The sequence below is a fragment of the Nannocystis exedens genome (assembly GCF_002343915.1).
Taxonomy (GTDB): Bacteria; Myxococcota_A; Polyangia; order Nannocystales; family Nannocystaceae; genus Nannocystis; species Nannocystis exedens.
This window is the reverse complement of record NZ_NETK01000001.1, coordinates 5,512,856-5,532,685: the sequence shown is the minus strand read 5'-3', so window position 1 is coordinate 5,532,685 and position 19,830 is coordinate 5,512,856. Positions and strand designations below refer to the sequence as shown.

General features: G+C 72.8%; 16 protein-coding genes and 1 tRNA gene. 11 read left to right on the top strand and 6 right to left on the bottom strand.

Features of this window, described 5'->3' with window-relative positions; all coding sequences use genetic code 11:
- Positions 1-9: 9 nt before the first annotated feature.
- The 4 genes from NAEX_RS21805 to NAEX_RS21790 all read right to left on the bottom strand — a co-directional run bounded on the left by NAEX_RS21805 (position 10) and on the right by NAEX_RS21790 (position 4,992).
- Complete coding sequence (locus NAEX_RS21805; RefSeq protein WP_096329406.1) at positions 10-1,845, bottom strand: metallopeptidase TldD-related protein; 1,836 nt, start codon at positions 1,843-1,845, stop codon at positions 10-12.
- Positions 1,842-3,827 (bottom strand): TldD/PmbA family protein, encoded by a 1,986-nt coding sequence (locus tag NAEX_RS21800; protein ID WP_170135895.1) that lies wholly within the window; start codon positions 3,825-3,827, stop codon positions 1,842-1,844. The genes NAEX_RS21805 and NAEX_RS21800 overlap by 4 nt, the downstream gene beginning before the upstream one ends.
- A 24-nt stretch (positions 3,828-3,851) precedes the next feature.
- Positions 3,852-4,172, bottom strand: coding sequence for a ribosome assembly RNA-binding protein YhbY (gene yhbY, locus NAEX_RS21795; protein WP_096329404.1), 321 nt, complete (start codon positions 4,170-4,172; stop codon positions 3,852-3,854).
- Positions 4,173-4,242: 70 nt separating this feature from the next.
- Positions 4,243-4,992 carry a TlyA family RNA methyltransferase gene (locus NAEX_RS21790; RefSeq protein WP_211302449.1) on the bottom strand — a complete coding sequence of 250 codons (750 nt, stop codon included), beginning with the start codon at positions 4,990-4,992 and terminating at the stop codon, positions 4,243-4,245.
- 29 nt (positions 4,993-5,021) lie between these two features.
- Between NAEX_RS21790 and NAEX_RS52190 the strand changes: the two genes are divergently transcribed.
- The 6 genes from NAEX_RS52190 to NAEX_RS21765 all read left to right on the top strand — a co-directional run bounded on the left by NAEX_RS52190 (position 5,022) and on the right by NAEX_RS21765 (position 13,097).
- Positions 5,022-5,198, top strand: coding sequence for a hypothetical protein (locus tag NAEX_RS52190; protein WP_211302448.1), 177 nt, complete (start codon positions 5,022-5,024; stop codon positions 5,196-5,198).
- Positions 5,199-5,299: 101 nt separating this feature from the next.
- Positions 5,300-5,372: transfer RNA gene (locus tag NAEX_RS21785), tRNA-Ala, on the top strand.
- Positions 5,373-5,536: 164 nt separating this feature from the next.
- A complete protein-coding gene (locus NAEX_RS21780) occupies positions 5,537-6,310 on the top strand; it encodes a PP2C family protein-serine/threonine phosphatase (RefSeq protein ID WP_096329403.1) in 774 nt (257 codons plus the stop codon).
- Positions 6,311-6,530: 220 nt separating this feature from the next.
- Positions 6,531-10,139 (top strand): methionine synthase, encoded by a 3,609-nt coding sequence (gene metH / locus NAEX_RS21775; protein WP_096329402.1) that lies wholly within the window; start codon positions 6,531-6,533, stop codon positions 10,137-10,139.
- 127 nt (positions 10,140-10,266) lie between these two features.
- Complete coding sequence (locus NAEX_RS21770; RefSeq protein ID WP_096329401.1) at positions 10,267-12,144, top strand: HEAT repeat domain-containing protein; 1,878 nt, start codon at positions 10,267-10,269, stop codon at positions 12,142-12,144.
- Between the two features lie 620 nt (positions 12,145-12,764).
- Positions 12,765-13,097, top strand: coding sequence for a hypothetical protein (locus tag NAEX_RS21765; RefSeq protein WP_096329400.1), 333 nt, complete (start codon positions 12,765-12,767; stop codon positions 13,095-13,097).
- 5 nt (positions 13,098-13,102) lie between these two features.
- Here NAEX_RS21765 and NAEX_RS21760 read toward each other — a convergent pair whose 3' ends face one another.
- Positions 13,103-14,143 (bottom strand): GNAT family N-acetyltransferase, encoded by a 1,041-nt coding sequence (locus tag NAEX_RS21760; protein WP_245913775.1) that lies wholly within the window; start codon positions 14,141-14,143, stop codon positions 13,103-13,105.
- A gap of 49 nt (positions 14,144-14,192) precedes the next feature.
- On the opposite strand from NAEX_RS21760, the gene pdxR reads away from it, so the two are divergent.
- The 4 genes from pdxR to NAEX_RS21740 all read left to right on the top strand — a co-directional run bounded on the left by pdxR (position 14,193) and on the right by NAEX_RS21740 (position 18,003).
- Positions 14,193-15,674 carry a MocR-like pyridoxine biosynthesis transcription factor PdxR gene (gene pdxR / locus NAEX_RS21755; RefSeq protein WP_096329399.1) on the top strand — a complete coding sequence of 494 codons (1,482 nt, stop codon included), beginning with the start codon at positions 14,193-14,195 and terminating at the stop codon, positions 15,672-15,674.
- Positions 15,675-15,707: 33 nt separating this feature from the next.
- Positions 15,708-16,184 (top strand): hypothetical protein, encoded by a 477-nt coding sequence (locus NAEX_RS21750; protein WP_096329398.1) that lies wholly within the window; start codon positions 15,708-15,710, stop codon positions 16,182-16,184.
- Between the two features lie 507 nt (positions 16,185-16,691).
- The gene (gene pepE / locus NAEX_RS21745) at positions 16,692-17,396 is read left to right on the top strand and encodes a dipeptidase PepE (protein WP_096329397.1); all 705 of its coding nucleotides are present in this window, start codon (positions 16,692-16,694) and stop codon (positions 17,394-17,396) included.
- Positions 17,397-17,418: 22 nt separating this feature from the next.
- Positions 17,419-18,003 (top strand): hypothetical protein, encoded by a 585-nt coding sequence (locus NAEX_RS21740; RefSeq protein ID WP_096329396.1) that lies wholly within the window; start codon positions 17,419-17,421, stop codon positions 18,001-18,003.
- A gap of 247 nt (positions 18,004-18,250) precedes the next feature.
- Here NAEX_RS21740 and NAEX_RS21735 read toward each other — a convergent pair whose 3' ends face one another.
- Positions 18,251-18,742 (bottom strand): hypothetical protein, encoded by a 492-nt coding sequence (locus NAEX_RS21735; RefSeq protein ID WP_096329395.1) that lies wholly within the window; start codon positions 18,740-18,742, stop codon positions 18,251-18,253.
- Between the two features lie 195 nt (positions 18,743-18,937).
- On the opposite strand from NAEX_RS21735, the gene NAEX_RS21730 reads away from it, so the two are divergent.
- On the top strand, positions 18,938-19,807 hold the full coding sequence (locus NAEX_RS21730; protein WP_245913774.1) for an SDR family oxidoreductase: 870 nt from the start codon (positions 18,938-18,940) through the stop codon (positions 19,805-19,807).
- Positions 19,808-19,830: the final 23 nt, after the last annotated feature.

The window sequence follows — 19,830 nt, the reverse complement described above, 5'->3', positions numbered from 1 at the left end:
CGTCCCGGTTCACTCGGCGTCGTCGGCGGCCGCTGGCTGCGGCGGCGGCGTCTGCCCGCGGCGGAGCGGATGCTCGAGGATCGGCAGGCGCTCGTTCTCGCTGCGCTCGACCACCAGCTCGAGCCCGTCGAGCAGCAGGTCGGGCGTGCTCACGCTGACGTCGACCGTGTTGCTGAGGATCCCGTCCATCGAAGTCTCCGCGCCGAAGCCCCCCGTCGCGCCGGGGGCGATCCGCAGCGGCAGCGCCTGGGCGCTGTTGCCGACGGCGCGGATCCGCCGCAGCACCCGCATCGACGCCGGGGCCAGCATCGCCCCGCGGATCAGCGTCTTCTTGCCCGACGCGTCGAGCCGGTAGATCTTCGCCGGCAGCGGCAGCGACACCTTGCGGCCGGTGCTGTAGCTCGTCGCGCCCTCGCGGTTGACCGGCCCGAGGATGTTGCCGTCGCGCAGCGACTCGACGATGTACGCGTACTCGTAGCCGTCCTCGCGGGCGCGGCGGAGCAGCTCCTTCTCGAGCGCCTTGCGCGTCGACCCGCGCTTCTTCGACTTGAGCGACAGGTTGGTGATCGCCGCGCCCCAGGCCAGGCCCGGGCTGAGGCGGGCGCGGCCGTTGCTCTCCTTGCGGCGCGGGTTCGGCGTGCGCGTCATCAGCAGCTCTTGCAGCACCCCGTTCTTCACCAGCGTCAGCGGCTTGGGGACGAAGCCCTGGGCGTCGACGGTCATGCGGCCGAAGCCCTCGCGGGGGTCGTCCTCGAGCTCGAGGAACGCCGGCAGCACCGACTTGCCGAGGTTGTCCTGCCAGTGCGGTTCGAAGTCGCGGGCGCGGCCGTTGTCGCCGAGCGGGGCCGGCGTGCCGCCGGTGTGCACCGCGATCGTCGACGCCAGCAGCTGCGCCGACGCCGGCCCGGCGAACAGGATCGGCCCGTCGTAGTCGTCGTCGAGCATCGGCGCGTCGGCCATCAGCGTCAGCTCTCGCAGCACCCCGTCGACCAGCTCCTCGCCGCGCTTCTTCAGCTCGTCGGTCGCGCGCGGCAGCTCCTGCAGGTGGATCGCCGCCCCGTGGTCGAGGTGCATCCCGTCGAGCGCGCGCGTGTCGGCCATCACCGCCAGCACCGCCCGGTCGCGCTGCTCGTGCAGGACCACGCCCTCGCTGGTGATCGTCGTGACGTGGCTGCGCAGCACCTGCACGAACACGTCGCCGTTGTCGATCGCCGGGTGGTCGGCGAACCGCTTGCTCAGCGCCCGCACCAGCTCGCGCAGGCCGTCGCGGTCGATCGGGTCGGTCGCCGGCGGCGGCGCCGGCTGGCGCACGAGCGGCTCCGGCTTGGGCCCGAGGTCGGGCGGCAGCGGCTCGCCGGCCAGCCGGGCCAGGATCGCCAGCTTCTGCGCGTACGTGCCGGTGGCGCGGCGGAACGCCTGGTCGAGCCCGAGCCACAGCTTGTGCCGCGTCAGCTCAACCGACGGCAGCAGCGACAGGTTGAAGCGCGGCCACGCCCCGTCCTGGCCGAACACGCCCGTCTGGTCGCGCTCGGCCGAGCCGACGCGGATGTCGATGCCCGCGGCCGCCTGGTTCTCGTGGACGTCGGTGATGATGCCGCCGTAGCTGCCGTCGATGCTGAGCACCTCGGCGCGCACGACGTAGACCACCGCGTGGTAGGGCGCCGGCGAGTCCGGCAGGCGCAGCCCCGCGAGGCCGCGGGCGATCTCCTGCTCGACCGCCGCGATCTCGCTCTCGGCCGCCTCCGTGCCGGCCGCCGCGGGCGCCGTCGAGGCAGGCGCGGGCGCCGGCGCCGGCACCGGAGCGGCGGCGGGCGCAAGCGCGAGGGCCAAGACGAGCGGCTTCACCGCGACCTCCGGGCTGGCTGCGCTGTCTCTCGGGACAAGTCCCTACCGCCATGACCGCCCGCATTCACGGCCTTGCGCGGCGGCGAGGCGGCTGGCGCGGGGGACATGCCCTTCGGGTCAGGCTTGCCGCCGACCGGCGGCGGCGGCAAAAGCGGCGGCTTGCCGCGCTCGTGGGTGGCGCGCTCGACCTCGAGGTTGCGCAGCAACAGCGACGGGCTGACGGCCGACACCGGCACCTCGCCGGACTCGGCGCCGCACATGCCGTTGAAGATCCCGGGCGAGTCGCCGGTGGCGATGATCGTCTCGAACGCGGCGATCGGGGTGCCGACGATGTCGACGCCGCGGACCAGCTCGTCGGGGCGGCCGTCGGGCCAGATCCGGTAGACCAGGAGCGGCATGACCTTGAACGCCTGCGGGCCGGCGCGCTCGGTCATCGTGTAGCCGCCCTGGATGTCGGAGAACCACAGCCCGTAGGGCTTGTTCTGGCGCTTGACCTCGTCGATGAGCGCGCGGCGGAGCTCCTTGTCGGGGATCGTCTTGCGGCTGGTGACGATCAAGTTGCCCTGGCGGGCGACCGCCTGGTAGCCGCGCTCGCGCCGGCCGTGGCCGTTGCTCTTCGTGAACGGCAGCACCGGCGAGCGGCCGAGCAGGAACGTGCGCAGCTTGCCGCGCTCGACCAGGACCACCCGCTCGGCCGGCACGCCCTCGTCGTCGACGTGGTAGTGGCCGGACAGCGGCACCCCGCCGAGGGTCTCGGCGGTGGGGTCGTCGACCATGTCCAAAAAGACAGGCAGCACCCGCTTGCCGACCATGTCGGCGAAGGTCTGGCCCTCGAGGTCGTCCTTCTGGCGGTGGCCCTCGAGGCGGTGGCCGAAGATCTCGTGGAAGAACACCCCGGCGGCGCGGCCGGCCAGGACCGCCGGGCCGGCGTAGGGCTCGGCCAGCGGCGCGACCCGCAGCGCCAGCACCTCGTCGCGCAGGCGCCGGGCGGTGGCCAGCAGCACCGACTGCGCCGGCAGCTGCTCCGGGTCCTGGGCCTCGAAGCTCTCGAAGCGGTCGAGCGTCATGCCGTCGTCGGCCTGGGCCTTGGCCTGCAGCATCAGGCGCAGGCGCACCTGCGAGCCCTGGATCCGGGTGTTCTCGCTGTTGACGTAGGCGCGGTTGTCGACCCACGCGAGGAACACCACCTGGCTCTCCAGCACGTGCGGGTCGTCGGCCAGCGCCGCCGAGACCTCGCGCAGCCGCGGCTCCCACTGCTTGCTCAGCGCGGCGAGGTCGAGCGCCACCGGCGGCTCGGCGTGGATGTTCGGCTTCTCCTCGCTGAAGTCCGGCGACGGCGGCTTGTCCTCGGTCTGGCTCTTCAGCTGCTCGGCGCTCTCGGCCGCGCTGAAGGCCGCGAGCGCGTCCTTGTACTGCGTCTCGGTGTACTGCCAGAGCGCCTGCGACAGCGCCAGCGGGTCGTCCTGCACCGACACGAACATGCCGCTGCCGAGCCCGTTGCCCGGCCCGTAGTTGGCGTCGCCCGGGTGGCTGTTGTCGAGCTGGCGCGTGCCGACGCGGACGTCGACGTCGACCGTGCGGTCGCTGTCCCGCCGGTTGCGCACGATCTGTCCGTCCTGCGCCTCGAGCCACAGGTGATCGCGCGCGATCAGATCGTAGGCGAGGAAGTACGCCGGCACCTCGGCGCCCTCGCCCTGCAGCTGGGCCAGGTTCTTGAGCGTCTCTTGGGCCAGGAAATCAAGGACAGGTTCGGGCAGGCCCACCGGCGCCCGCGTGCGCGTGATCGCGTGCTCGCGCGCCGCGTCGCCGCCCGCCTCCCAGACGTCCGGCGCCGGCGAGGTCGCGGTGTTTCGCGGCCGGCAGCTCGTCAGCGCCAGCGCGACCGTCAGCGCGGTCAGCCAGGGCCGCGCGGACCGTCCGCGCGCGGCGGCACCACGGCTCGCGCGCGAGTGCGCCGGGATCGCCGCGGGTCTGGCCGACATCGGCGGCATGATAACCGACATCGGTCAGCGCCGCGGGAGCTCGATCCGCGGGCGCTTCGGATCTTCGCGCGAGCGGCGGCGGTAGAGCACGACCACGCGGCCGATCACCTGCACGGCGACGCTGCCGGTCTGGGCGGCGAGCTCCTCGGCGGCTTCGACCCGCTCGCCGGGGAAGTTCTGCCCGAGCTTGACCTTGATGAGCTCGTGGTCCTCGAGCGCGATGCTCGTGGCGCGCACGACTTCGGGGGAGATCCCCTCGGCGCCGACCTGCACCACGGGGGCCAGGCTATGGGCGAGCGACTTGAGGAAGGCGCGGCTGCGGGCGCCGAGGACGGGGCGGTTCACGCGGCCAGTGTAACCGGCCCGGGCGCTCCGGGCGGCCCGGCGCACGCGTGCGCGCGGTCGCGCGCGCGGCTCACGCCCCGCGGCGCAGCCACACCAAGAATTCGCGGTTGCCGTCCTGGCCCTCGATCGGCGAGTCGCACAGGCCCATCTGGCGCAGGCCGAGCGCCTCGGCGGCGGCGACGACCGCGCGGCAGGCCTCGGCGTGGTCCTCGGCGTCGCGGACGATCCCGCCCTTGCCGACGCGCCCGGGCCCGAGCTCGAACTGCGGCTTGATCAGCGCCACGATGTCGGCGCGGGCCGCCAGAAACGGCAGCATCGACGGCAGCACCTTCGCCAGCGAGATGAACGAGCAGTCGGCCACCGCCAGGTCGGCGGCCTCGGGGATCGCCTCGCGCGGGAGGGTGCGGATGTTGCTGCGGTCGAGCACCACGACCCGCGGGTCGCTCGCCAGCTTCCACGCCAGCTGCCCGTAGCCGACGTCGATCGCGTAGACCCGGGCGGCGCCGGCCTGCAGCAGGCAGTCGGTGAAGCCGCCGGTCGACGCGCCGACGTCCAGGGCCACGCGGCCGCGGACGTCGAGCTCGGCGAACCGGTCGAGGGCGCCGCGCAGCTTGAGCCCGCCGCGGGACACGAACGGGTGGTCGGCCACGCGCAGGCGGACCGCCGCGTCGGCGGGGACGAGCGCGCCGGGCTTGCTCTCGGTGTGGTCGCCGACGACGACCTTGCCGGCGATGATGAGCGCCTGGGCGCGCGAGCGGGAGTCGACGAGGCCGCGGTCGACGACGAGCTTGTCGAGGCGGACGCGGGGAGGTTGCGGCACGGGGCCATGTCGTATATCGCAAGCCGGTGGTGCGCACGCAGATCGCCGGCGGGCTCGGGGCGGCCGCTCCCGGGGCCCTCGAGCGCGCCCTGCAGTGGTTCGTGTCGCCGCAGGACGGTCCGCAGCTCGTGCTGCTCCTCGTCGTGGTCGCGTGTGGGCTGCTCGGGCTGGCCTGGCGCGGTCGGCACCGGCGGCCGGGTGCGTGATGTTTCGCCCATCGTCGGCGCCCGGCGCGGCCGCCTCGCCCGTCGCTGACGCTTGCTTCGCAGCAGCACTTCGGTTAGCTTCCCGGGCCTCCAAGTTCTCCGGGGCAGTAGCTCAGCTGGGAGAGCGGTGCGTTCGCAATGCACAGGTCAGGGGTTCGATCCCCCTCTGCTCCACTCGAAAGCGAGCCCGAAGTCGTCCGACTTCGGGCTCGTCGCTTTTTACGCGCGCTTGATCGACGCGCGCGGCTTTCGTCCGCGCGACGGCCGCGATCATGGCTTGAACCGGCTGCGCCGAGGTGCCAGGATCGGCGGACCTCACGCTTTCGCAGCCCTCGTTCATGTACAAGCTCTTCAAGCGCACGTTCTACCCGGGCCACTTCGAGGTGCAGATGGCGGGCGCCTGCGACACCGGGATGTCGCGCGAGCACAACGAGGACGCGATCTCGATCCAGGAGGACGACGGTCGCGGCTACTACCTCGCCGTCGTGTGCGACGGCATGGGCGGGCACAACGCGGGCGAGCTGGCCTCGGCGCTCGCGGTCGAGAAGATCACCGCCTACATCGACCACAACTTCCGCAAGCAGGGCCCGCGCGAGCTGCTGTACCACGCGTTTTTGCTGGCCAGCACCGCGATCACCGAGTTCAGCGCCAAGAGCCCCGACACCGAGGGCATGGGCTGCACCTGCGTGATGGTCATGGGCATCCGCGACAAGATGTGGGTCGCGCACTCGGGCGACAGCCGGGCCTACCTCGTCGACAAGAAGGCCGCCACGCCGATCACCCTCGACCACACGATGGTCCAGGAGCTCGTGAGCAAGGGCGTCATCACCAAGGAGCAGGCGGCCGTCCATCCTTATCGCGGACGGATCTCCCGCTGCCTCGGCCACGGCCGCTCCAAGGGCGTGCCCGACATCAACGCCGGCATCATCGAGGCCGGCGACAACATCTTGCTGTGCTCCGACGGCCTCTCCGATGTCGTCCCCAACGAGGAGATGCACAGCATCATCACCCAGCATCACCCGCAGGAGGCCACGCGCCGGCTGGTCAACGCGGCCAACCGCCACGGCGGGCCCGACAACATCAGCGCGGTGCTGCTGCGGCGCGTGGTCTAGAGCCGCCCGCCTCGGGGCGCCCGACGCGCCGAGGCCCGCGTGTCGGCTGCCGAGCCGCGGATGGCCGCCGCCGCCCGGCGGGCGACCCCTGCTCGTGAGTCTTGCGTCACGGCTCGACGTCGGGCCTTCGAGTCGGACACATCGATCGGCCTTCCGTCCGACTTCGGCCCCCTTACGAGGTTTGCAATGGCCTCGCCGCCTTGCTACCAAGCCCAGACCCATGTCTGCGGGCAATGACATTACGGTCCCGGTCCCTCGCTTCGATCTGGCCGCGCGCCGGCGCACCCTGCCGCTGCTGCGGGCCATGCAAGAGCGCGTGCTCGTGTGCGACGGGGCCATGGGCACCATGATCCAGGCGCGGACGCTGACCGCCGACGACTACGGTGGTTGCGACGGCTGCCCCGAGATCCTGGTGCGCACGCGGCCCGACGTCATCCGGGACATCCACGCCGCCTACTTCGAGGCCGGGGCCGACTGCGTCGAGACCGACACCTTCGGCGGCATGCCGCACGTGCTCGCCGAGTTCGACCTGGCCAGCGAGTGTTACGCGCTGAACCGGCGCGCCGCCGAGATCGCCAAGGAGGTCGCGCGCGCGTACTCGACCCCCGACAAGCCGCGCTTCGTGCTCGGCTCGATCGGCCCCGGCACCCGCCTGGTCTCGCTCGGACACATGAGCTTCGACGATTTGCTGGCCAGCGTCTCGCGCCAGGCCGAGGGCCTCATCGACGGCGGCGCCGACGGCCTCCTCATCGAGACCTGCCAGGACATTTTGCAGGTCAAGTGCGCGGTGCTGGCCGTCAGTCGGGTCGCGCGTCAGCGGGGCGTCGAGATCCCCGTGCTCGTGCAGGTCACCGTCGAGACCACCGGCACCCTGCTCGTCGGCACCGACACCGCCGCCGCGCTGGTCGTGCTCGAGTCGCTGCCGGTCGACGTCGTCGGCCTCAATTGCGCCACCGGCCCCGACCTCATGGTCGAGCACGTGCGCCACCTCGGGCGCACCAGCACGCGCATGGTCTCGGTCCAGCCCAACGCCGGCCTGCCGCAGAACGTCGACGGCCGGGCCGTCTACCACCTCACCCCGGCCGAGCTGGCCAAGGCGCACCGCCGGTTCGCCGAGGAGTTCGGCGCCGGCCTGGTCGGCGGCTGCTGCGGCACCACGCCGGCGCACATCAAGGCGATCGCCGAGGCCGTCGCCGGCATCAAGCCCGGGCCGCGCCCCGACAAGTTCACCCCGCAGCTGGCGAGCCTCTACAGCACCTGTCCTTTGGACCAGGACTCCGGCCCGCTGCTGATCGGCGAGCGGACGAACGCCAACGGCAGCCTCAAGTTCCGCGAGATGCTGCTGGCCGAGGACTGGGACGGCATCGCCGAGCTGGCCAAGGAGCAGCAGGCCGAGGGCGCGCACGTGCTCGACGTGTGCGTCGCCTACGTCGGCCGCGACGAGGTCCGCGACATGAGCGAGTGCCTCAAGCGGATCGTGCCGGCGGTGTCGCTGCCGATCATGATCGACACCACCCAGCTCGACGTGCTCGAGGCCGCGCTCAAGCTGATCGGCGGGCGGCCGATCATCAACTCGATCAACCTCGAGGACGGCGAGGGCAAGTTCGACAAGATCGCCGTGCTCGCCCGCGAGTACGGCGCGGCCCTGGTCGCGCTGACCATCGACGAGGAGGGCATGGCCAAGGACGCCGCCGGCAAGCTGCGGATCGCCAGGCGCATGCGCGACCTCGCGGTCGAGCGCCACGGCCTGGCCGAGTCCGACCTCGTGTTCGACCCGCTGACCTTCACGATCGCCCAGGGCGAGGAGGACAGCCGCAAGCTCGGGCTCGAGACCCTCGAGGGCATCCGCCTGATCGACACCCAGCTCCCCGAGGCGCGCACGATCCTCGGCCTGTCCAACATCTCGTTCGGCCTCAAGCCCTACCCGCGGCAGATCTTGAACTCGGTCTACCTGGCCGAGGCGCGCGAGCACGGCCTCGACGCCGCGATCCTCAACGCCAAGAAGATCATCCCCACCCACAAGCTCGGCGAGGACGACCTCAAGGTCACGCGCGACCTGATCTACGACCGCCGGGCCGAGGGCTACGACCCGCTGTTTTCCTTCATCGACCGCTTCGCCGGGGCCAAGAAGATCGAGTCGGGCCCGGCCGAGGACGCGCTGCCGCTCGAGGAGCAGATCAAGAAGCGCATCGTCGACGGCAACAAGGTCGGCTTCGACGTCCTGCTCGACCGCGCGCTCGAGATCTACCCGCCGCTGCAGATCATCAACGAGATCCTGCTCGACGGCATGAAGACCGTCGGCGAGCTGTTCGGCGCCGGCAAGATGCAGCTCCCGTTCGTGCTGCAGTCGGCCGAGGCGATGAAGACCGCCGTGCGCCACCTCGAGCCGCACATGTCGAAGACGGCCGGCCCGAGCAAGGGCTGCATGGTGCTGGCGACCGTCAAGGGCGACGTCCACGACATCGGCAAGAACCTGGTCGACATCATCCTCAGCAACAACGGCTACAAGGTCGTCAACCTCGGCATCAAGCAGACGATCGAGGCGATCCTCGCCGCCGCCGCCGAGCACAAGCCGGACACGATCGGCATGAGCGGCCTGCTCGTGAAGTCGACCGTGATCATGAAGGAGAACCTCGAGCGCATGCGCGAGCTCGGGCACGTGATGCCGGTGATCTGCGGCGGCGCGGCGCTGACCCGCGGCTACGTCGAGCACAACCTGCAGAACGCCTACAGCGGCCGCGACGAGGACCTGGCCGCCGGCGAGGCCGCGACCGACGCGTCGCCGCAGCGGCAGGCCGAGTCGCGCCCGCGCTCGCGGGTGTTCTACGCCAAGGACGCGTTCGAGGGCCTGGCCCTGATGGACGAGCTGTGCGGCCACGTGCCGCCCGACAAGATCAGCCTGACCGCGCCGAAGCGGATCAAGGCCTACCGCCAGACCACCCAGGAGGAGTGGGAGGCGCACCTGCGCAAGGCGATGGAGACCTACGTGAAGAGCGAGGTCCAGCCGGCCGCGCGGATCCCCACGCCGCCGTTCTGGGGCGCCCGGATCGCCGGCCCCGAAGAGGTGCAGCTCGGCGAGATCTTCCGTTACATGAACAAGAAGGCGCTCTACGTCGGCCAGTGGCAGTACCGCCGCGGCAAGATGAGCGAGGCCGAGTACGAGGAGCTGCTCGAGAAGACGGTCGAGCCCAAGTTCCGCATGTGGTGCGAGCGGGCGGTCGCCGACAAGATGCTGCAGCCGCGCGTGGTCTACGGCTACTTCCCGTGCCAGAGCGACCACAACGACCTGCTGATCTACCCGGCGCCGGGCGAGCCCGACGACCGCACGCCGCGGGTCAAGATCACCTTCCCGCGCCAGCTCGACAAGGGCCGCCTCTGCATCGCCGACTTCTTCCGCAGCGTCCGCTCCGGCGAGCGCGACGTCATCGCCCTCACCTGCGTGACGATGGGCGAGGTGGCGACCCAGCACTGCCAGGAGATGTTCGCGGCCAACCGCTACGACGATTACCTGCACTTCTACGGCCTCGGCGTCGAGGGCGCCGAGGGCCTGGCCGAATTGTGGCACAAGCGGGTCCGCCGCGAGCTCGACATCGCCCAGGACGACAGCACCGACATCAAGGGCCTGTTCGGCCAGCACTACCAGGGCTCGCGCTACAGCTTCGGCTACCCGGCCTGCCCGCGCCTCGAAGACCAGGTCCACCTCTGCAAGCTGCTCCGCACCGAGGACATCGGCGTCACCCTCACCGAAGAGGGCTTCCAGCTCGTCCCCGAACAGTCGACCAGCGCGATCATCGTCCACCACCCGGACGCCAAGTACTTCAATATCTAGCGCCGCGCGCAGCCGCGATGTCGCCCCCGCGCGCACCGGGGTGCAGCCATTCGCTGCTCCCGGCGCGCCTGCCTCACGCGCGGGCCCGCTTCTCGCCGCCCGGGCCGACTGCCATGATTGCGCCGGCATGGGGAAGTCCAGGGTCGACGACGCGAACCTCCATGAGCGAGCCCAGGCGCTCGCCGCCTCGCCGGCCATCGACCCGGCGCTGGTCGCCGACATCCTCCGGCTGCTGACCTCCGCCCCGCCGGCGCTGCGCAAGGACCTCGCGGGCCTCATCGCCAAGCTCGAGCGCGACGCGGCCGCGGCCGCGCTGGTGGCCGCCGATGAACGCCCCGCCGCCCCGAGCCCCGCCGACATCCTCGCCCTCGCCCGCCGCGGGCCGGCGGCGCGCGCCGAGCTGCCCACATTGCTGCGACTGCTCGACAACGAAGACGAGGAGCTGCGCAGCCGCGCCGCCGAGGCGATCGGCGCCGTCGCCCCCGGCAGCGCGGAGCTGCTGCCGCGGCTGCTCGCGGCCCTGTTTCACCACCCGGGCCCGGGCCCGCGGGCCAACCGCTACGCCCGCGCGGTCGCCTCGGTCGGCCCGACCGCCGCGCCGGAGCTGCTGCGCAAGCTCGAGACCGGCAGCCCCGGCGAGCGGGCTCTGGCCGTGACCGCCCTGTGCGTGCTCTCCCTCGATTCGCCCCAGCCGGCCGCGCTGCCGCTGCTCTCGCGCGCCTGCGAGGATCAGGCGCTCGGCGACGCGCGGGCCCACGCGGTCGCGGCTCTCGGCGCGCTCGCGGGTACCTCCGAAGCCGTGCTGCCGCGCCTCGCCGAGCTGCTGCGCGACCGCGACGTCCGCGTCGGTCGCGAGGCCGCCGTCGCCCTCGCGCGCAGCGGCGCCGACGGAGCCGCGCTGCTGCTGCGCGCCTGCGACAAGAAGACCCGTCCGCCCGCGCTCAGGAAGTTCGGCTGGCTGCTCGACGACCCGGCGCGCACCCTGCCGCTCTTGCTGCTGCTGCTCGGCGACGAGGGCCCGGCCCTCGCCGACGAGGCGACGCGGGCGCGGATCAAGCACTGCGTCGCCCAGCGCAGCAGCGCCCCGCCGGCCCTGCTGCACCGGCTCGTCCGCGACAAGGATCGCGAGACGCGGCTGTCGCTGGCGCTCAACCGCGCCGCGCCCCCCGAGGTCCTCGCCGCGCTGGCGAAGGACAAGAACGAGGAGATCCGCCGCCTCGTCGCCGACCACCGCGCCCTGCCGGCGGAGGTGGCTGCGACCCTCGCCGGCGACAAATCCGACGACGTCAAGCGGACGCTGGCCGAGAACCCGAACGCCCCCGCCGAGGTGCTCGAGTCGCTGCTCGCGCAGAAGCTGCCGAAGATCCGCCGCCTCGTCGCGCGCCACAGGAACACCCCGCTCGCGCGGCTCGAGGCGCTCGCCGCCGACAAGGAGCCGCTCGTGCGCTGCGCCGCCGCCGGCAACCCGAAGCTCCCCTACGCCCTGCTCGAGCGGCTGTGCCAGGACAAGGCGCTCGGGCTGAACGAGGCCGTGGCCATGCACCCCGACGTCCCGCTGCCCGTCCTCGAGGGCCTGGCGCGTCACTACGACCGGAGCGTCCGCGCGGCCGCGGCGTTGAACCCGAAATTGCCGGCCACGCTGCTCGGCGAGCTCGCGCAGGACAAGTCCGTCGCGGTGAAGCGCAGCCTCGCCGAGAACCCGAGCAGCTCGCCCGCGCTCCTGCAGGCGCTCGCGTCCAGCGGCCTCGACAAGGTCGCCGAGGCGCTGGTCGACCATCCGCGCACCCCTCCCGCCGCGCTGGCGATCCTCGCCGGCCGCGAAGAAGTCTGGGCCCGCCTCGGCGTCCTCGATCACGACAACCTCCCGGACGACGTGCTCGCGCGGCTCGCCGGCGACGCCGACCGCAAGGTCCGCGCCACAGCCTCGCTGCGAATGGACCCCCGCCGCCCGTCGTGGGCCGAGGTCGAGGCGTCGTGGGCCGAATACGGCGATACCGGCGAGTGAGCGATGAAATCACCCCACTCGGGGCACCGCTCCACGATCGGCCGCGCTCGCAAGACCGAAGCTCGGGCCCCTGTCGGTCCCTGCTGCTGAGGCCGGCAGGTCCCCCGCTCGATGCGCCCCCGCCGGACCTGCGCGGGCCGTTTCCGACGAGCCTGGCGATTACCCCGGTGGCTCGCCGCGCCGACCGGACAGCGAGCTCAGGCGAAGGGTTCGCGCGGTCTCTGGGCCGAGCGCCCGCTGCGGCCGATGAGCCGCCGCCGCTCGCAATGCTCGTTCCCCGCGATACGATCACCGTTCTCGCCGGCGCGACCTCACCGCGCCCGTCCGCGACGATGCACAGATCCGCGCCGAGCCGTCGCAGCAGGCGAATCGGCCGCCCCTGGCCCGCGCCCGCTGCGACGGCGCAGAAGTCCGGGGCCATTGTCGAGACGCGCCCCTCGTGTCACCATTCCCGCGTGCGCCGGTTTGCGCTCGTCCTGCTCGCTCTGCTCGGCTGTTACGGGCTCGCGGAAGGCCAGGCCGGCGTGCTCGTGGCCCCGCCCCGCCCCGCCGGTGCGCCGCTGCTCGTCGCCGCCACCGCCCCACCGTCCATGTTCCGGTCCGTCGATTCCTGATCGCCCATGTCATTCCGGACAGCCATCGAACACTACGAGCGCGACCTGGTCTCGACCTTCGTCGCCGACCTGCGCGCGCACCTCGTCGGCTATTATCGACAGTTCGGCGCCGACATCGTCACCGCCGGCGGCAACACCTTGCAGCAGGCCCAGGACGCCGTGTCGCTCGACCTCGTCGTCGAGCTGGCCGACATCCTGGACGACCCCTACGCCCACGACCTCGACACCTTCCGCGTCCTGCGTCACCCCGACGTCGTGTTCCCCGGCTCCGACATCTCCTGGTTCGGCGCCTATCACCGCGCCACCTGCGTGCTCAGCCAGATCTACGACTTCAATTGAGCCTGTCATCGCTGCAGCACCATCTCGGCGCTCTTCGATTCCACGCCGTCGCGGAAGCCGAAGCCGCGATAGAACGATTGCGCGTCGCGGGTCCGCAGGCCCACGTGCCGGCAGCCGCGGACCTGCGGGTGGTCGAGCAGCAGCCGCACCAGCGCCTTGCCGAGCCCGCGGCCGCGCCACGAGCTCGCCACCGCGATGTCGAGCAGGTAGGCCCAGCGCGCCCCGTCGCCGAGCGCCCGTCCGGTCGCGATCAACCGGCCCGCCTCGTCGCGCGCGCCGACCCACGCCGACGACCTCGACTGTCCGACGGCGATCCTGTCCCGCGGGACATCCACGTTCCAGTACTCGCCCGCCAGCAGCTCGACCGCCGCCGGCAGGTCGGCCGGCCCGAGCGCGCACTGAAGCCGCGCCCCCGCCGGCGCGCTCAAGAACTCCGGCGTCGGCACGTCCGGGTTGGCCGCGCGCACCAGGTCGACCGCCCGCGGGTCGCCCGGCTCGCCGCGCGCCCACAAGAATCGCAGCACCTTGCCCAGATCGTCGGGCCCGCGGTTTTGGCCGAGCTTGGCCTTGCCGTCGACCTGCGTCAGCGGCATGCCGACGATCGCGATCCCCTTCACCGCCCCGCGGTAGCGCGGATCGTCGGCGGTGATCGGCGCGTACCCGCCCTCCGGCTGGTGTTTCTCCATCAACACCTGCAGCACGCGGGCCTTGAGCGCCGGTTCGTCGACCGCGTGCAGCGTCCCGTGGGCCTGCGCGCTGAGGTAATACGTGGTCGCGGGGCACGCTCGCTCCGGGTCGAACACGTGGCTGGGGATCGTCGCAATCGCCTCGTCGGCGGCGATCACCGCCTCGCGCCCGACCGCCTCCGACTTCTCGCCGACCGGCGCCGCGTGAAAGTACAGCCAACCGTCGATGACCACCGCGTGGAGCGAGCGCAGCACCGGCTGCCCGCGCTCGCCGACGCCCGCCAGCCGGACCACCGGCGCCGCCGCCAGCAACGCCACCGCCTCGTCGCGCGCCATCCCGAAGAACTCCTGCTTGCGCATGCCTCGAGGATGGCCGCACACTGGTCCATGAAAAAGGTCCAGTTCTTCGATGTCGACTAGACCAGTTCGTCCGTGGCAGATCGCCGTCGACCTCGACCCTGCCGGCGATCTGCCGCTGTTCGTGCAGATCGCCCACGCCGTCTCGGCCGACATCCGGCGCGGCCGCCTGCGCCCCGGCGACCCGCTGCCCGGCAGCCGCCGCCTCGCCGAGGACCTCGGCGTCCACCGCAACACCGTCCTCGCCGCCTACCGCGAGCTCGAGTCCGAGGGCTGGATCGACAGCGCCCAGGCGCGCGGCACCTTCGTCTCGCGCACCCTGCCCGAGCCCACGCCGCGGCGCTCCGGGCAGGCGCTGCGCACCGGCGTCCCGGCCCGGCCGGCGTTCGACCTCGCGCCCGGGCCGGAGGGCTACTTCCCGATGCCGCGCGCCCCGGGCCTTTTGGCCCTGCCCGGCGGCGTGCCCGACCTGCGCCTGGTGCCCGCGGCCAGCCTCGCCCGCGCCTATCGCCGCGCGCTCGCCCGCCCCGACCTGCTCGGCTACGGCGACCCGCGCGGCCTCGTCGACCTGCGCCGCGTCCTCGCCGACATGCTCGCCGCCACCCGCGGCCTCGCCTGCGGCGAGGACGACCTGATCGTCACTCGCGGCAGTCAGATGGCCCTCTCGCTCGTCGCCCGCACCCTCCTGCGCCCCGGTGACGTCGTCGCCGTCGAGGACCCCGGCTATCGCCCCGCGTGGGAGGCCCTGCGCCTCACCGGCGCGCGCCTCGTGCCGATCGCCACCGACGCCGGCGGCCTCGACGTCGACGCCCTCGCCGCCCTGCTCGCGCGCGAGCCGGTGCGCGCCGTCTACATCACCCCGCATCATCAATACCCGACCACCGTCACCCTCGCCGCCGGCCGCCGCTTGCAATTGTTGGCGCTCGCCCGCGCCCACCGCATGGCGATCCTCGAGGACGACTACGACCACGAATTCCACTACGAGGGCCGCCCCGTGCTCCCGCTCGCCAGCGGCGACGCGGCCGGCTCCGTCGTCTACATCGGCACGTTGTCCAAGGTGCTCGCGCCGGGGCTGCGGATCGGTTATTGCGTCGCCCCGCAACCATTGCTCGAGCGCGTCGTCGCCGTCCGCTCCTACACCGATCTCAACGGCGACCGCACGCTCGAGGCCGCGGCCGCCGACCTGCTGGCGAGCGGCGAGGTCGGTCGGCACATTCGCCGCGCGCGTCGCATGTACCTCGCCCGCCGCGACGCCCTCGTCGACGCGCTCGCCGCCCGCCTCGCCGGCGTCCTGCGCGTCACCCCGCCGAGCGGCGGCATGGCCCTGTGGGCCCGCGCGCACGGCGTCGATCCGTCCGCGTGGGCGCGCGCGGCCCAGGCCCGCGGCGTCGCGTTCCAGGTCGGCCGCCAGTTCAGCTTCGAGTCGCGCCCGCTCCCGCACGTGCGCCTCGGCTTCGCCGGCCTCGACGAGCGCGGCCTCGCCGAGGCCGTCCGCCGCATGGCCCAGGCGCTCGCCGACCTGCGCAAGCCGTGACGCCGCCCGCGGGCTCGTGGCAAGGTGACGTCGATGCCGTCCGACGCATCGACGCCGCCGATCCGCACCGGCTTCCGCCGTCCGCTGGCGCCGAACCATGCGCACGCGGTGGGCGCGGAGCTCGTCAGCCGCGCCTTCGCCGGCTCGCCGGACTACGATGATTTGTGGATCGGCTTCACCGAGCCCCACCGCCTCGGCGAATCGGCGCCTGCCGAACTCCGCACATTTTGGTCGATCTTCTCCGTCGTCTGCAACCAGGGCATCTGGTACCTCTGCAGCGCCGCGGTCCCCTCCGCGATGCGACCGCTGGCCCGACGGATCCTCGTCGACCACGGCCTGCCCCGCGCCGCGGCCTGGCAGCGAGGCCCGCACCCTCCGACCTGGTTCTACGGCCTGCGTCGACTCCACATCGGCGCCGACTTTGCCACGCCCGCGCGAATGTGCGTACTCGAGCTGCACGGCGACCGACGGGTCGAAGCCTCGGTCCATCTGCTGGCCGTCGACGCTTGACGGTGCCCTCCCCCGCGTCGCTCGGGGTGTCCTCGCAACCTGTCCCTCGAACCACACGCCGATCCCCGTGTCCGGCCCCTGGGGACGTCCCTTGGGTGACCACCCTCCGGCGTCGAGCGTCGCACGCAGGCTCCCTCTCGCGGCCTTTCGAGGCGCCTGCTCTTCGAAGCACACGAAGACCCGCGCCTCGCCGCCCTCCTGCCGCATTTCAGGTCCATCGACCCTGACCGGCGCGGCAACCCCGACAAGCTCCGCGGCGCGACTGGGACCGGGACCGCCTCCGCCGCCCGCGCCCGCCCGGCTCGGAACGCACGCCCACCGACCTCACCCGCCGATCGCCGAGAACGCCAGGGGTCGATCCGGCCGGCGACGCCGGACTCACCGCGACGCGCGACCGGGTTCGGCCCGCGTCGCCGCCCGACCCCTCGAGCGCAGCGCCCCGGGCGGGCGCGGCCGAATCATCACGCGACCTCCGCCACCGCCGCGCGCTATCCTCGGCGTGCCGCCATGACCCGCCTCCTGCTCGTCAGCAACTCCACGCTCCACGGCTCCGGCTACCTCGACCACTGCGCCGAGCAGATCGAGCAGTTCCTCGGCCGCGGCGTCACGCGCGTCCTGTTCATCCCGTTCGCGCTGTTCGACCGCGACGCCTACGCCGCCCAGGCGCGGGCCCGCTTCGCCGCGCTCGGCTACCAGCTCGACAGCCTGCACGAGGCCGACGATCCGCGGGCCGCCGTGCAGGCCGCCGAGGCCGTGTTCACCGGCGGCGGCAACACCTTCCGCCTGCTGCGCCAGCTCTATGCGCTCGACGTGCTCGCGCCGCTGCGCGAACGTGTCCTTTCGGGCGTGCCATACATCGGCTCCTCGGCCGGCTCGAACATCGCCGGCCTGACGATCGGCACCACCAACGACATGCCGATCGTCGAGCCGCCGAGCTTCTGCGCGCTCGCCCTCGTGCCGTTCAACCTGAACCCACACTACCTCGACCCCGATCCCGGCTCGACGCACATGGGCGAGACCCGCGAGAAGCGGATCGAGCAGTTCCACGAGGAGAACCCGCAGCCGGTGGTGGGCCTGCGCGAGGGCTCGATGCTGCGCCGCGAGGGGCCGCGGCTCAGCCTGCTTGGCGTCACCGGCGCGCGGATCTTCCGGCGCGGCCAGAAGCCCGCAGAGGTGCCCCCCGGCGCCGATCTGAGCGATCTCCTCGCGTGAAGGGTGCTATTTAATCGCGGCCATGTCCGCCGTGCACTATCGGGTCGAGTTCGCCGGACCGCGCTTCATCACCGTCGATCGCCTCGGCGACCCTCCGGGCTGGTCGCTGCGCGTCGACGCCACCGAGGGCCTCGAGTCGCTGCTCCCGCGCGGGTGGGTCCGCGCCCTCGGCGACGACCTCGTGCTCCTCTTCACCGAGGGCGAGCACGCCCGCACCGGCGCCGCTTATCATCACAAGATCCACCGCCTCACCCGTGACGGCCGCCTGTTGTGGTCGCTGCGCGCCCGCCCGGTCGGCGACCCTGTCCTCCACGGGGGCTACCTGCTCCTGCCCGCCGCGCCGGTCGCCCCGCGCACGCCCGAGGACGACGTCCCCCCGCTGCACCTGCAAGTGCGCGACCCCGAGACCGGCGCGCTGCTCGCCAGTTTTCCGATTCAGGCGCCCACCGTCCTCCGCAGCGCCTACCGCCATGCCGCCCGCGCCCTGGGCGCCCGCCTCAGCCCCGGCCCCCACGGCGTCCACGTGGCCGTGTCCGCATGGTTCACCGGCCCGTTCGCCCCACCCCGCGGCGCCGGCGCGTTCGACGTCCTGCTGGCCCTCGATTAGCCCGGCGCGGGGGCCAGGTCGGCGCGGAGCCTGCCTCGAGGGCCAGGTCGCGCTCGACCCCCCGCGATGGCGCTGGTGTTCGGGGCAGCGGTGCACCACAGCGCCGACGTCGAGCCGCCCGCGCCCCCATGTTCCGCGCCCGCCCGCCTGCCCAGCCTCGCCGCGGCAGCAGGCCACCGCCGCTCCGCTCTCCGGACATGTCCTTCGAGGCATGTCCGTCTCGACATGCCCTTTCAAACATGTCCTCTCAATCATCCGCCGCCGCGCCGGCGAACTCGCCCCAGCGCGGCAGGTCGAGCATGAGCCCGGCCTTGCGGCAGCGGCCGCGCCACTGGCGGAGCTGGGACTCGAGCTGTTCGCGCTCGCGCTCGAGCTCGGCCAGCTTCGCGGGGGCGGGGGCCTTGCGCAGCTCGGCCGCGCGGCGCTGGAGGGCCTCGCCGCGGCCGACCAGCTCGCGGTCGCGCGCGGCCAGGCGCTCGCGGGCCGCGTAGAAGTCGTCGGCCGGGCTTGCGTCGTCGTCGTCGCCGCCTGCCTCCTCGGGGTCGGCCTCGTCGACCTCGCGGACCAGCCGCTGCAGCTCGGCGCGCAGCCGTTCGCGCTCGCGCTCGACCTGGGCCGCCTGCACGAGGAAAGCGGTCCGCGAGCCGCGGAAGTCGCGGGTGATGGCGCGCTCGACCGCCTCGCGCCGGCTGAGCAGCGCCTCGCCGTCGGCCATCAGCTCGTCTTCGATCGCGGTCATCGCCGACCTCGCACGTCACCTGTCCCTGGGACCATGTCGAGGGCATCACCGCGCGGGCGCGGCGGGCGGGCGGCAGGAGGATGCGACGCGGACATGACCCTCCTGTTGTAGCGGATCTGCGGGCCCGACGGCGCCGCGCGCGGGGCCTTGTGCCCCCGTGGCGCCGGCGGGGTCGCTCTGCTATGGGTCCGCGCCATGACGATGCAAGGCAAACACGTGCTGATCACGGGCGGCAACACCGGGATCGGCAAGGCCACCGCGATCGGGCTGGCGCGCATGGGCGCGGCGGTGACGATCACCTCGCGTGACCCCGCCAAGGGCGAGGCCGCGGTCGCCGACATCAAGCGCCAGAGCGGCTCCGACGCCGTCGAGCTCATGCGCCTCGACCTCGCCTCGCTGGCCGACGTGCGCCGGTTCGCCGCCGAGTACCTGGCCGGCCACCCGCGCCTCGACGTCCTCATCAACAACGCCGGCCTCGTCCTCTCCGACCGCAGCGAGACCGCCGACGGCTTCGAGACCACCTTCGCCGTCAACCACCTCGGCCACTTCCTGCTCACGCACCTGCTGCTCGACCGGCTGAAGCAGAGCGCGCCCTCGCGGATCGTCGTGCTCGCCTCCGACGCCCACCGCGCCGCCCGCGGGCTCGACTTCGACGACCTGCAGGCCCGCCGCAAGTACAGCGCCTTCCCCGTCTACTGCCGCACCAAGCTGGCCAACCTGCTCTTCACGCTCGAGCTCGCCGAGCGCCTGCGCGGCACCGGCGTCACCGTCAACGCCGTCCACCCCGGCGTCGTCGCCTCCGGCTTCGGCCTCGACGGCGACACCCGCGGGATCTACCGCGTCCTCGTCGGCATCGCCCAGCGCTTCATGATCACCCCCGAGCAGGGCGCCCGCACCTCGATCTACGCCGCCAGCGCCCCCGAGCTCGAGCGCACCAGCGGCCAGTACTTCATCAAGTCGAAGCAGGCCCGCCCGACCCGCTACGCCCTCGACCGCGCCGCCGCCCTGCGGCTGTGGGAGATCTCCGAGCAGCTCACCGGCATCGCCAAGTCGGCCGCCGCCTGACCTTCGGGACAGGCCGCTCGCCT

What these genes read in the sequence shown, in the direction of transcription:
- NAEX_RS21800 (WP_170135895.1), bottom strand. Translation starts at nt 3,827, where the DNA reads ATGTCGGCCAGACCCGCGGCGATCCCGGCGCACTCGCGCGCGAGCCGT.
- metH (WP_096329402.1), top strand. Translation starts at nt 6,531, where the DNA reads ATGTCTGCGGGCAATGACATTACGGTCCCGGTCCCTCGCTTCGATCTG.
- NAEX_RS21735 (WP_096329395.1), bottom strand. Translation starts at nt 18,742, where the DNA reads ATGACCGCGATCGAAGACGAGCTGATGGCCGACGGCGAGGCGCTGCTC.
- pdxR (WP_096329399.1), top strand. Translation starts at nt 14,193, where the DNA reads ATGTCGACTAGACCAGTTCGTCCGTGGCAGATCGCCGTCGACCTCGAC.
- NAEX_RS21780 (WP_096329403.1), top strand. Translation starts at nt 5,537, where the DNA reads ATGTACAAGCTCTTCAAGCGCACGTTCTACCCGGGCCACTTCGAGGTG.
- NAEX_RS21765 (WP_096329400.1), top strand. Translation starts at nt 12,765, where the DNA reads ATGTCATTCCGGACAGCCATCGAACACTACGAGCGCGACCTGGTCTCG.
- NAEX_RS21740 (WP_096329396.1), top strand. Translation starts at nt 17,419, where the DNA reads ATGTCCGCCGTGCACTATCGGGTCGAGTTCGCCGGACCGCGCTTCATC.
- NAEX_RS21770 (WP_096329401.1), top strand. Translation starts at nt 10,267, where the DNA reads ATGGGGAAGTCCAGGGTCGACGACGCGAACCTCCATGAGCGAGCCCAG.
- NAEX_RS21750 (WP_096329398.1), top strand. Translation starts at nt 15,708, where the DNA reads ATGCCGTCCGACGCATCGACGCCGCCGATCCGCACCGGCTTCCGCCGT.
- pepE (WP_096329397.1), top strand. Translation starts at nt 16,692, where the DNA reads ATGACCCGCCTCCTGCTCGTCAGCAACTCCACGCTCCACGGCTCCGGC.
- NAEX_RS21730 (WP_245913774.1), top strand. Translation starts at nt 18,938, where the DNA reads ATGACGATGCAAGGCAAACACGTGCTGATCACGGGCGGCAACACCGGG.
- NAEX_RS21760 (WP_245913775.1), bottom strand. Translation starts at nt 14,143, where the DNA reads ATGCGCAAGCAGGAGTTCTTCGGGATGGCGCGCGACGAGGCGGTGGCG.